Origin of the sequence: Arenibaculum pallidiluteum (assembly GCF_017355985.1) — a bacterium.
In the GTDB taxonomy this organism is placed as follows: Bacteria; Pseudomonadota; Alphaproteobacteria; order Azospirillales; family Azospirillaceae; genus Arenibaculum; species Arenibaculum pallidiluteum.
Genome location: NZ_JAFIQU010000015.1, coordinates 36,758 through 48,605, shown reverse-complemented (window position 1 = coordinate 48,605; position 11,848 = coordinate 36,758). Strand labels below are relative to the sequence as shown.

Genomic DNA, 11,848 nt, shown 5'->3' with positions numbered 1-11,848 from the left:
GAGATCCCCTCGGGCCGAAACCCATGCGCGCCCCCCGCTGCGGGGCCGGCGCGCCGCCAAGAGGATTTCGCATGGCCAAGGAAGATTTGGTCGAGATGGAGGGCGTGGTCACCGAAGTGCTGCCCGACGCCCGGTTCCGCGTAAAGCTCGAAGGCGGCCACGAGGTGATCGCCTATGCCTCGGGCCGCATGAAGAAGAACCGCATCCGCGTGCTGGCGGGCGACCGCGTGTCGCTCGAGATGACGCCCTACGACCTGACGAAGGCGCGCATCAACTTCCGGCACAAGGACGAGGCCGCCAGCAGCCCGGGCGCCGTGCGCCGTCCGCCGCCGCGCCGCCGCTGACGAAAGCAAGCAATGACTGAGTTTACTTCGCTCGGCCTCTCGGGGCCGCTGCTCGAGGCTGTCCAGGCCGAGGGCTATACTGCCGCCACGCCCATCCAGGCGGGCGCCATTCCGCATCTCCTGGCCGGGCGCGACGTGCTCGGCCTCGCCCAGACGGGCACCGGCAAGACGGCGGCCTTCGCGCTGCCGATCCTCCAGCGCCTGGCCGAGGCGAAGCGCAAGCCGCTGCCCAAGGCGCCGCGCGCCCTGATCCTGACGCCGACGCGCGAGCTGGCGCTCCAGATCGCCGAGGGCTTCCAGACCTACGGCTCCCGCCTCACGCTGCGTGCCGCCGTCGTGCATGGCGGCGTGTCCATCAACCCGCAGGCGGCGGCGCTCGCCCGCGGCCTCGACATCCTGGTCGCGACCCCGGGGCGCCTGCTGGACCTGCTGTCCCAGGGCATGGCCAAGCTGGACGCGGTCGAGATCTTCGTCCTGGACGAGGCCGACCGGATGCTCGACATGGGCTTCATCCGGGACGTCCGGAAGATCGTGGCCCTGGTGCCGAAGAAGCGCCAGACCATGCTGTTCTCGGCGACCATGCCCGATGCCGTCTCCGAGCTGGCCGCGAGCCTGCTGACCGACCCGGCGCGGGTCGAGGTGACGCCGCCGGCCACCACGGTCGAGCGGATCGAGCAGAAGGTCCTGTTCGTCGACAAGGGCAACAAGCGGCACCTGCTGGCCGACCTGTTCCGCGACCCCGCCATGACGCGGGCCATCGTCTTCTCGCGCACCAAGCACGGCGCCAACCGCGTCGCCGAGTACCTGGAGAAGGCGGGCGTGCAGGCGGCGGCGATCCACGGCAACAAGTCGCAGTCGGCGCGCCAGCGGGCGCTCGACGGCTTCAAGGCCGGGCAGGTCCGCGCGCTGGTGGCGACCGACATCGCGGCCCGCGGCATCGACGTCGACGGCGTGACCCACGTCGTCAACTTCGACCTGCCGAACGAGCCCGAGAGCTACGTGCACCGCATCGGCCGGACGGCCCGTGCCGGGCGCGACGGCATGGCACTGTCCTTCTGCGATGCCGAGGAGGTCGACTACCTCCGCGCGATCGAGAAGGCGATCCGCCAGCCGGTGCCCGTGCACGAGGAGCACGCCTACCACGCCGCCCCGATCGCGGGGGCCTATGCCGCCCGCGCGGCGCGCGGCGGGCATGCGGCGGGCCCCCGTCCCGGCCAGGCCGCGAAGGCGGCCGGCAAGGGCGGTCCCGGCGGTCCCGGCGGCCAGGGCCGGCGGCGCCGGCGCTCCGGGCGGGGCGGGGGGCAGGCTGCGGCCTGATCCATCGCCGGCCCGATCCATCGCCGGTCTTGCCGGATTCGAATGCGACAGGGCCCGCCCCCGCAAGGGGGCGGGCCCTTCGCTTTGGTGCCGGACGCGGCCGTTCGGGTCAGGGGGACAGGGGCGGCGAGGGCTGCTCCGCCGGGACGGGATGGCCGTGGCAGTCCGGGGCGTGGGCGCAGGCGCCCCGCTCGACCTGGACGGTGGCGTGGTCGATGCCGAACCGCGTCTGGAGCACGCCGTTGATGGCGGCCACCGCCCCGTTCTGGTCGGCATCCTCGTCGATCACGGCGTGCAGCGTGACCACCGGCCGCTCGGTCGTCAGCGACCAGGCATGGACGTGGTGGACGTCGACGACGCCGGGCACCTGCCGGACCGCGGCGCCGACGCTCGCGGCGTCGATGCCGCTCGGCGTGCCCTCCAGCAGGATGTGCGCCGATTCCCTTGTCACCCTCCAGGCGCCGCGCAGGATGAGGAGGACCACCGCGACCGACAGGATCGGGTCGATGGTTGTCCAGCCGGTCCACAGGATCACGAGGGCCGCGGCGATTGCGCCGACGGACCCCAGCATATCCCCGAGGACGTGCAGCGCGGCGCCGCGGACGTTCAGGTTCTCGCCCCCGCCGCGGTGCAGTATCCAGAACGCGGCGAGATTGACCGACAGGCCGAGGATCGCGACGACCAGCATCTGCCCGCCGAGCACCTCCACGGGATCGAACAGGCGGCCGAGGGCCTCGACCGCGATCCAGGCGGAGATCGCGAAGAGCGAGATCCCGTTCAAGAAGGCCGCCAGCACCTGGAAGCGGTGATAGCCGTAGGTCCGCAGCCGGTCGGCCGGCCGGCGTCCAAGCCTGAAGGCGAACCAGGCCATGGCGAGCGAGGCGAAGTCCGTGAGCATGTGCCCGGCATCGGCGATCAGGGCCAGCGAGCCGGACAGCACGCCGCCGATGACCTCGACCAGCATGAAGCCGCCGGTCAGGACCATCGCCCACAGGACCCTGCGCTCGCTGTCGGCCGTCACCGCATGGACATGCCCTCCTGGTCCATGGCCCGGCCCGTGCCCCGGTCCATGGTCGTGATGCCCGTGCCCATGGTGGGCATGGGCGCCATGCCCGTGATCGCCATGCCCGTGATGGTCATGCCCGTGGTCGCCGTGGGTGTGGGAATGGGTGTGTGCCATGTGGCCGATTCCTGTCGCCGGTCGTGCGGACGGGGGAGCCTCAAGGATGCCGTGCCCGCCCGCATCGGTCCGGTAGAAATGGACCCTGCAGCCGTTGGAGGGTCAAGGGGGCGTGCCGCAGTCGCCTCAGCCCGCGCAGTCGGCGAGGCCGTCCCGGGCGACGATCGCCATGCGCCGCTGGATCACCGTGGCGCGGCGCTGGATGTAGTCGGTCGGACGGGCGGGCGACCAGCGCAACGGGTTCGGCAGGACCGCGGCCATCAGCGCCGCCTGGCGCTCGGTCAGGCCCGAGGCCGGCCGGTCGAAGTAGCGTCGGGCCGCCGCCTCGGCGCCGTAGAGGCCAGGGCCCCATTCCACGATGTTCAGATACACCTCGACGATGCGCGCCTTCGGCCAGAGCGTCTCGACCAGCAGTGTGAAGCCGGCCTCGACGCCCTTGCGCAGCCAGCTCCGGTCCGGCCACAGGAAGGCGTTCTTCGCGGTCTGCTGGCTGATCGTGCTGCCCCCGCGCATGGAGCCCCCCTCGGCATTGTCCTGGAGCGCGTCCTCGATCGCCTCCAGGTCGAAGCCGTAGTGCCCGCAGAACTTGGTGTCCTCGGCGGCGATGACGGCGCGCGCGAGGTTGGGCGAGATCCGATCGAGCGCCGTCCAGTCCTTGTCCAGCCCGTGGCCCTGGACGGCACGCACAAGCATCAGCGGCGTCGCGGGAACGGGGACGACGCGGTAGGCCAGCACCCACAGCACCGAGAAGGCTGCGAGTGCCGCGAGCACGGTCAGGGCGAGGCGGAGGATCCGGCGGGGCACGCCCGGCTTAGACCATGGCGCGCTCGGCAAGGTCAACCGCCGCGCCCGTCGGTCGCGCGGCCCGCGGATGCCCCGGGCGGTCAGGGCTTCCTTCGCTCGATGCCGCCGGTCTCGATGTCGCCGCCGGCATGGCCTGCCGAGCTGTTGCCGGCATCCGCGCCGCCGCCGAGGCCGCCCCTGCCGCCGGAGGGGGCGCCGGGTGCGCCGCCGGGCGTCTCGCCGGGCGCGGCCGGCGGGTCCTGCGGCTGACCCTGCGGCGGGCCGGGGCGGATGTCCATGCCAGGATCGCCGCCCTTGCCAGCGCTGCCCGGGATATAGGACCCCTCCTCGGGGCGGTCGCTCGATCCCAGCGGCTTCCTGGTCATGGTGTCCTCCCGAGTGCGGCGGGGTCAGCGGTTCCGTTCCGTGCCCAGCTCCGTCATGGGGCCGGGAATGCCGGTCCAGGCCAGCAGCGATGCGGCGCCGACGGTCAGGACCGCGAAGGCCAGGTAGGCCACGAGCTTCGAGCGGCGCCTGCGCGGGTGGAGGCCGGGCAGCGTCCGGGTCGGTTCGGGAATGACGGCCATGGTTCCACGTCCCCTTTGGGAACTCGCATCATCTTCGAAACCCCCGCATGCCGCCGGTGTTCCTGGCTTCCCCCGAGCGGCGGCCCTCCCCCTGACCGAAGGGTCAGGGGTGCGGCGCCCTCATCCCATCGCCTCGGCGAAGAGGGCTGCGTAGTCCTCGGCCGTGGCGGGGCGGGGGTTGGTGGCCGCGGAGTGGTCGGCCAGGGCGCCCTCGACCATGCGCGGCAGGACGGCCGGATCGACCCCCATGGCGCGCAGGCTGCCGGGCAGGCCCAGCCGCTCGGTGAGCCGGGCCACCGCATCGGCCAGGTCGGCCCCTTCCGGCAGGCCCAGCGCCGCGCGCAGCCGCGCGAACTTCTCGGGCGCCGCCGGCGCGTTGAAGCGCAGCACCGCCGGCATGATCACGGCGTTCAGCGTGCCATGGTGCAGCACCGGGTCCTTCAGGCCGCCCAGCGGGTGCGACATGGCATGCACGGCGCCAAGACCCTTCTGGAAGGTCAGCCCGCCCTGGAGCGAGGCCATCATCATCTCGCGGCGCGCCTCGGCGTTGCCGCCGTCACGCACCGCGGGCTCCAGCCAGCGCCAGGCGCGGGCGGCGCCGTCGATGGCGATCGCCTCCGCGGGCGGGTTGTAGCGCGGTGACAGGAAGGTCTCGATGCAGTGCGTCAGGGCGTCCATGCCGGTGGCCGCGGTCAGGACCGCCGGCAGGCCGAGCGTCAGGGCGGGATCGCAGACCGCCCGGCGCGGGATCAGGTGCGGGCTGATCAGGCCGAGCTTGCGCCCGTCGCGCAGCGTGATCAGGGCGCCGCGCCCGACCTCGCTCCCCGTGCCCGCCGTGGTCGGAACCGCCAGCACGGGCGCCACGGCCGCGGTGATGCGCGCAGCCCCGCCCAGGATCAGCGCGTAGCGCTCCAGCGGGCCCGGATGGGTAGCCAGCAGGGCCACCGCCTTGGCCAGGTCGATGCTGGAGCCGCCGCCGACGGCGACGACCCCGTCGCAGCCGGCGTCGCGGTAGAGCGCCAGCGCGGCCTCGGCCGCCTCCTCGGTCGGGTTCGAAGGGGTCTCGGCATATGTGGCGGCGATGCGGGCGCCCAGCAGCTCCGCCACGGTCCCGGCGATGCCGGCCGCCATGACGCCGCGGTCGGTGACCAGGAGGGCGCGGTTGATCCCGGCCTCGGCCGCGTCCGCGGCGACCTCGGCGACCGCGCCCTCGGCGAAGCGGATGGTCGTCAGATAGGTGATCAGGCTCATGGGCGGCTCCCCTGCGCGTGCTGGCTTGCGTGCGGGCCTCGGCGGCCCTGTCGGATCTGCCGCTCCGGCGGAGCGGAAGCCGATGGTAAGGTCCGCCGACCCGATGCGCCAAGTCCCCGCCTTGGTGCCAAGCGTGGGAGGAACGTCACGGGAACTCGCGCGCGGCCGGCGGCGCCCCTATAGTGGGCGCCCATGGACACGGCGCCCACCAAGCTTCCACCCCGCCTGATGCTGCCCGACGCCCCGGCACTCGTCGCCGGCGCGCAGCATGCCGTCTGGCTCAGCCCCGACGGCGAGGTCGAGCGGCTGGGGACGAAGGAGGCCCGCGCCCGGCTCGGCATGGAGCCGCCGCTGGTCTGTCACGCGCCCGCGACCTTCCGGCGCCTGGGCGTCGAGCGCCTGCCGGCCTACGACCTGCTGGAGCTCTTCGCCTTCGTGCATCCCGCCCGCTTCTGCGTGCCGACGCCGCGGGGGCTGGCGGCGGCGCTGGGGATCGACGCGCCCCGCGGGCCCGAGGGCGAGGCGCTGGTCCTGTTCTCCGCCGCGCGGCGCCTGCTCGAGGACATGGCGGCCCCGGGGCGCGAGGAGCGCTCGGACCCCGTCGCCATCGCCTGGGTCATGGGCACGGCCGGCGCCCAGCAGGGCTACGGCTGGCCCTGGGCGCGCTTCGTGCTCTCGGCGCTCGGCGCGCCCGCGGGGCCGGCCGGGGCCAGCGCGGCGCAGGCGGCGCGCGCGCTGCAGGTCTGGCGGCGCCTGCCGGAATGGTCCGAGCACGCGCCCGAGCCGCCGCCCGGCCAGGTGCCGGTCGAGCCCTCGGAGGCACGCACCCGGCTCGGCGAGATGCTGGCGGCCGCGGTGCCCGGAAAGGCCGTCGAGCCGCGGCCCCAGCAGGCCGACTACGCGAGCGCCGTCACCCATGCCTTCACGCCCCGCAACCAGCAGGGCGCCCCGAACCTGGTGCTGGCCGAGGCCGGGACCGGCGTCGGCAAGACCCTGGGCTACCTGGCGGCGGCCAGCCTCTGGGCCGAGAAGAACAAAGCGCCGGTCTGGATCTCGACCTATACGCGGAACCTGCAGCACCAGATCGACGGCGAGCTGGACCGGCTGCATCCCGAGCCCGCCGTCAAGGCGCGGCGCGTGGTCGTGCGCAAGGGGCGCGAGAACTACCTGTGCCTCCTGAACCTGGAGGAGGCCGTGAACGCGATGCCGGCCCAGCCGGCCTATGCCGTGCCGCTGGGCCTGATGGCGCGCTGGGCCGCGGCGACGCGCGACGGGGACGTCCAGGGCGGCGACTTCCCGGGCTGGCTGGCCGACATCGCGGGGCGCGTGCGCACCCTGGGCCTCGCCGATCGGCGGGGCGAGTGCATCTATTCCGCCTGCCCCCACTACGACCGCTGCTTCATCGAGCGCAGCGTGCGCCTCGCCCGCCGGGCCGAGATCGTGATCGCCAACCATGCCCTGGTGATGGTCCAGGCGGCGCTGGGCGGCGGGGACGACGCCTGGCTGCCGACCCGCTACGTCTTCGACGAGGGCCACCACGTCTTCGAGGCCGCGGACAATGCCTTCGCGGGACACCTGACCGCCGTCGAGGGCAGCGACCTGCGGCGCTGGCTGATCGGGCCGGAGGGCGGCGCGCGCAGCCGGGCGCGCGGGCTTAAGCGCCGGGTCGAGGATCTCCTGCAGGGCGACGAGGACGGGCTGGAGCTGATCGACGAGATCCTGCGGGCCGCCCGCGCCCTCCCGGGCGAGGGCTGGTCGATGCGGGTCAACGACGGCGCCCCTTCGGGACCGGGGGAGGCGTTCCTGCTGATGGTCCGCCGCATGGTGCTGACCCGGGCGCCCCACCAGGATTCCGGCTACAGCCTGGAATGCGACACGGCCCATCCCATCGAGGGGCTGCTGGACGCCGCCGGGGAGCTGGAGGTCGCGCTCGCGCGGCTGCAGAAGCCGATCGAGGCACTGGTCAAGCGGCTGCGCCAGCGCCTGGACGACGAGGCGGCCGAGCTCGACACCGACACGCGCGGGCGCATCGAGGCCGTGTGCCGGAGCCTGGACCGGAGGGGCACGCTGCCGCTCGGCGCCTGGCAGCGCATGCTGGCCAGCCTGGAGGAGGGCACGCCCGCGGGGTTCGTCGACTGGTTCGGGCTGGAGCGGCACGACGGGCGCGACCTCGACGTCGGCCTCTACCGCCACCACGTGGACCCGACCCAGCCCTTCGCGGCGACGGTGGGCGCGCAGGCCCACGGGATGGTCGTCACCTCCGCGACGCTGACCGACGGCACCGGCGACCTCGAGACGGACTGGCTTGCGGCCATGACCCGGACGGGGGCGCTGCACATGCCGACCCGGGCCATGCGCGCCAGCGTGCCCTCGCCCTTCGACTACGGCGCGCACACGCGGGTCATGGTGGTGACCGACGTGCGCAAGGACGACCTGGACCAGGTCTCGGCGGCCTATCGCGAGCTGTTCCTGGCGGCCGGCGGCGGGGGGCTGGGCCTGTTCACGGCGATCGGCCGGCTGCGCGCCGTGCACAAGCGCATCGCGGGGCGGCTCGAGGATGCCGGGCTGCCGCTCTACGCCCAGCACGTGGACGGGCTGGACGTGGGCACGCTCGTCGACATCTTCCGCGGCGAGGAGCATGCCTGCCTGCTGGGCACCGATGCGGTGCGCGACGGGGTCGACGTGCCCGGCCGCTCGCTCCGCCTGATCGTCTTCGACCGGGTGCCCTGGCCACGGCCTGACATCCTGCACCGGGCGCGGCGCGAGGCGTTCGGCGGCCGGCGCTGGGACGACATGCTGACCCGGCTTCGCCTGCGCCAGGCTTTCGGCCGGCTGGTGCGCCGGGCCGACGACACCGGCGTCTTCGTCCTGCTGGACCCCATGATGCCGTCGCGCCTGGAGGGTGCCTTCCCGCCGGACGTCGAGATCCGCCGCGTGGGCCTGGCCGAGGCTGTCCAGGCGACCCGCGCATTCCTGTCCCAGGGGGACGGGACGCTCTAGTCAGGCCGGGGCCGCCCCCCGGGGAGAGGAAGGCGTGGGCCGCCCCAGCAGGCGCGCGAGCGTCGCGACCAGGGCGTCGCGGTCGATGGGCTTGGCGAGCGCGGCGTCGAGCCCCGCCGCGAGATAGCCGGCCACGCGCTCGGGCAGGGCATCGGCCGTCAGCGCCACCACCGGGACGCGGGCCTCGGGGCCGGGCAGCGCACGGATGCGCCGCGTCGCCTCGAGCCCGTCCATCACCGGCATGCGCATGTCCATCAGAACGAGGTCGGCCTCGCCGGCGGCGACGGCGGCGACGGCCGCCGCCCCGTCCGCGGCCGTGCGCACCGCGTAGCCGAGCCGCCGCAGCATGGTCGCCATCATGGCGGCATTGATTTCGTTGTCCTCGGCCACCAGGATCCGTGCCGCGGACGGCTTCTCCGCCGGCTGGTCCGCCGGCGCGCTCCCGGAGGGAAGTCGCATCGCCATTCGGGCCCGTTGCTCCTGACGAACGCTGATCGTCCCCGAACAAGAGCCGATCCCCGGCGCCGAGGCAAGGGCGGCCGCTTCAGGCCGGCCGGAACACCAGCCGGAAATGGGTCCCGCCGCCGGTCTCGAACCCGGCCTCGCCCTGGAGCTGGATCGCCAGGCTCTTGATGATCTGCATGCCGAGGCCGCGGCTCGCACGCCAGTCGTATCCCGGGGGCAGGCCGACCCCGTCGTCGTCCTGGGTCAGCAGCCAGCTGCCGTCGTCCATGGCCGAGAGCCCGATCCGCACCGTCCCGGGGCGGCCATCGGGGAAGGCGTGCTTCAGCGCGTTGGAGAAGGTCTCGTTCACGATCAGGCTGAGCGGGATCGCGGCGTCGAGGCCGAAGCGCGCAGGGGCGGCGTCGACGGTGACGCGCACGCGCCCCTGCGTTCCGTAGGCTTCCTCGAGATGGCTGATCAGCGTGCCGAGATAGACCGCGAAATCCAGGTCGGCGAGCTCGTTGCTGGCGTAGAGCAGCTTGTGGACCAGCGCCATGGCGTGGATCCGGTCGATGCTCTCGCGCAGGCCCTCGCGCACGCGCTCGTCCTCGATCCGCGCGGACTGGAGCCGGAGCAGCGAGGTGACGACCTGCAGGTTGTTCTTCACCCGGTGATGGACCTCCTGGAACAGAATCTCCATTTCGACCTTGGCGCGGGTCAGGGCCGCGGTGCGCTCGACCACGCGGCGCTCCAGCTCCTGCTGGGCGGCGCGGTCCGCGCGCGTCTGCCGCAGCACCTGCGAGGACAGCAGCCCGAGGCCGAGCAGCGACAGCGCGCCCACCGCGCCGTAGATGCGCAGATCCGCCATCAGGGTCTCCCGGACGGCGGGACCCGGGACGGACACCGCGACGAGGAGCGGCAGGTCGGGGACGTGGCGGATGGCGAAGGCCGCGGTGTCCGGGGGCGGCTGGTCGGCGCGCCGGCCGGCGGGGACCGAATTCTCGCCGTGCGGGCCCACATGGATCAGCGCATCCCCGCCGGCCTCGCGGACCAGCGAGATGCCGGCGCCGAAACGCAGGTTCAGCGAGCGGTAGAAGGTCTCGAAATAGGCGATGTCCAGGGTGATCGACACCATTCCGCGGAACTGCCCGTCGGGCCATTCGAGCCTTCGGCTCATCAGGAAGGTCGGCCGGCCGGTGACGCGACCGACGATCCGCGGCCCGACATAGTCGCCGCTTCCTGGCCGCTCGCTGGCCTGGAAGTTCTCGCGGTCACTAGCGTTGTCGTGCGGGCTGGGCCAGGCGGTGGTCGAGAGGCGCAGCGTCCCCTCGGCGTCGTTCAGCCAGATGTCCTCGACATAGGGGAATCGGTCGGATATCGCCTTCAGCCGGTCCCACGTCCTGCGGTCCACGGCAAGCGCCTCCCAGGGCAGGATGCTGACCTCGTTTGTCGCCTCGGTCAGGACGAGGCTCGATGCCTCGAACAGGCGCGCCGCATGGTCCGCCAGGAAGAAGGTGGAGTCCTCGGCCAGCCGCTCCGCCGCGCCACGGACGTCGCGGCGTGCCTCGAGCCCGAGCCAGACGGTCGCGGCGACGATGACCGCCAGGCTGAACATGGTGAGGCCGATGGTCGCCCAGCCCTTGCGGGTCCGGCGGCGGGCCTCGGCCGCCGGGCCTGCCGCCAGGCTTGCCACCGGGCCCGACGAGACCGTCGATTGCGGGTTCGCGGCCGGAATTGCGGCCAAGGGCGCCGCGCGGGCTGCCGCCGGGTCGGTTACGGGGTCGCGCGCGTCCTGATCCCTCAAACTCGCTCCGCCGGAGAAGGCTTACGGACCCGCGGGCGCATAGACGGCCAGCAGGCCCGACAGCGTCAAAACCGAGAGGACCGTGCTGACCAGGATCACGGCCGAGGTCCTCTCGACATAGGTCTTGTACTGCTGGGCGATCACGAAGGTAAGGGCTCCCGTCGGCAGGGCGGCCAGAATGACCGCCGAGCGTGCCCAATGCGCCTCCATGGTCAGCATGTGGAATGCCACGATCCAGGTCAGCAGCGGCTGCCAGATCAGCTTGAGCGCCGTGATCCAGCCGATCTCGGCGAGATCGGCCGAGAGCGGCCGGCCCGCCAGGAAGAGGCCGATGGCGAAGAGCGCGCAGGGTCCCGCCGCGGCGCCCAGAAGGTTGCCGAGGTTCACCGCCGGCACCGGCACCGGCAGGTCGGTCATGGAGACCGCCATGCCGACCAGAGGCGCCATCACCAGCGGGTTGCGCAGCAGCGCGGACCCGACGTCGCGCAGCGCCTTGGCGATGCCATGGCCGGCGCTGCGGCAGAGCTCCAGCACGATGACGGCAAGGCCGACTCCGATGGCGCTCATGATCACGGTGGCGAGGATCGCTGGCGGCAGCCCCTCCTGCCCGAAAGCGGTCAGGAACAGCGGGATTCCCATATAGCCGGTGTTCGCGAAGGAGGCGTTGAGCGCCTGCAGGCTGAGATTCTCGGCGCTTTCGCGGTGGAGTATCCAGCCGAGCGCCCAGGCCATCACGTAGATCGCCAGCATCGGCCCCAGAAAGGCCGTGATGAAGGGCCAGTTCAGGATCTCGTCCAGCGGGCGGCGGGCCATGCCCAGGAAGACCACCGGCGGCAGGGCGAAGTAGTAGACGAACTTGTTCAGCGCCTCGGAGGCGAGGTCGCCCAGAAGCCTGGACCGTCCGGCCAGGAAGCCCGCGAGGATGATCGCGAAGACGGGAAGGGCGACGTTGACGACCGCGGACATGGAGGGCGGACCATAGGGCAGCGCCCTCCGGCTTGTCGAGTTCGCCCGGGACCGCCACCCGGGGACCGCCACCCGGGGACCGCCGGCACAGGCCGCCGGCCTAGACGCCAGCCGCGACGGAGTGGGGGCTTGACGGTGCCCCGGTCCAGGCCCGAGTTTGCGGGCGGGCCGG

General features: G+C 73.1%; 12 protein-coding genes. 3 read left to right on the top strand and 9 right to left on the bottom strand.

What is annotated here, in order from left to right; all coding sequences use genetic code 11:
- The first annotated feature begins 71 nt into the window (after positions 1-71).
- Positions 72-344 (top strand): translation initiation factor IF-1, encoded by a 273-nt coding sequence (infA, locus tag JUB13_RS23350; RefSeq protein WP_207483221.1) that lies wholly within the window; start codon positions 72-74, stop codon positions 342-344.
- Positions 345-356: 12 nt separating this feature from the next.
- Entirely contained in the window at positions 357-1,661 is a 1,305-nt protein-coding gene (locus JUB13_RS23345; RefSeq protein WP_207483219.1) for a DEAD/DEAH box helicase, read from the top strand.
- A 109-nt stretch (positions 1,662-1,770) separates the two neighbouring features.
- Here JUB13_RS23345 and JUB13_RS23340 read toward each other — a convergent pair whose 3' ends face one another.
- The 6 genes from JUB13_RS23340 to JUB13_RS23320 all read right to left on the bottom strand — a co-directional run bounded on the left by JUB13_RS23340 (position 1,771) and on the right by JUB13_RS23320 (position 5,462).
- Positions 1,771-2,682 (bottom strand): cation diffusion facilitator family transporter, encoded by a 912-nt coding sequence (locus JUB13_RS23340; protein WP_328702991.1) that lies wholly within the window; start codon positions 2,680-2,682, stop codon positions 1,771-1,773.
- Positions 2,679-2,801, bottom strand: coding sequence for a hypothetical protein (locus tag JUB13_RS31870; protein WP_268914410.1), 123 nt, complete (start codon positions 2,799-2,801; stop codon positions 2,679-2,681). The genes JUB13_RS23340 and JUB13_RS31870 overlap by 4 nt, the downstream gene beginning before the upstream one ends.
- Before the next feature lie 166 nt (positions 2,802-2,967).
- On the bottom strand, positions 2,968-3,645 hold the full coding sequence (gene mtgA, locus JUB13_RS23335) for a monofunctional biosynthetic peptidoglycan transglycosylase (protein ID WP_207483215.1): 678 nt from the start codon (positions 3,643-3,645) through the stop codon (positions 2,968-2,970).
- 80 nt (positions 3,646-3,725) lie between these two features.
- A complete protein-coding gene (locus JUB13_RS23330; RefSeq protein ID WP_207483213.1) occupies positions 3,726-4,010 on the bottom strand; it encodes a hypothetical protein in 285 nt (94 codons plus the stop codon).
- Between the two features lie 24 nt (positions 4,011-4,034).
- Positions 4,035-4,211, bottom strand: a complete 177-nt coding sequence (locus tag JUB13_RS23325) for a hypothetical protein (protein WP_207483211.1) — start codon at positions 4,209-4,211, stop codon at positions 4,035-4,037.
- Positions 4,212-4,331: 120 nt separating this feature from the next.
- Positions 4,332-5,462, bottom strand: a complete 1,131-nt coding sequence (locus JUB13_RS23320) for an iron-containing alcohol dehydrogenase (protein WP_207483209.1) — start codon at positions 5,460-5,462, stop codon at positions 4,332-4,334.
- Positions 5,463-5,654: 192 nt separating this feature from the next.
- On the opposite strand from JUB13_RS23320, the gene JUB13_RS23315 reads away from it, so the two are divergent.
- Positions 5,655-8,462: an ATP-dependent DNA helicase gene (locus JUB13_RS23315; RefSeq protein WP_207483207.1), complete on the top strand. Its 2,808-nt coding sequence runs from the start codon at positions 5,655-5,657 to the stop codon at positions 8,460-8,462.
- Here JUB13_RS23315 and JUB13_RS23310 read toward each other — a convergent pair whose 3' ends face one another.
- From JUB13_RS23310 to JUB13_RS23300, 3 genes are all read right to left on the bottom strand, one after another.
- Positions 8,463-8,927, bottom strand: a complete 465-nt coding sequence (locus tag JUB13_RS23310) for a response regulator (RefSeq protein ID WP_207483205.1) — start codon at positions 8,925-8,927, stop codon at positions 8,463-8,465.
- A 79-nt stretch (positions 8,928-9,006) separates the two neighbouring features.
- On the bottom strand, positions 9,007-10,710 hold the full coding sequence (locus JUB13_RS23305; protein WP_207483204.1) for a sensor histidine kinase: 1,704 nt from the start codon (positions 10,708-10,710) through the stop codon (positions 9,007-9,009).
- A 21-nt stretch (positions 10,711-10,731) separates the two neighbouring features.
- Positions 10,732-11,676, bottom strand: coding sequence for an AEC family transporter (locus JUB13_RS23300; RefSeq protein WP_207483202.1), 945 nt, complete (start codon positions 11,674-11,676; stop codon positions 10,732-10,734).
- Positions 11,677-11,848 lie beyond the last annotated feature (172 nt).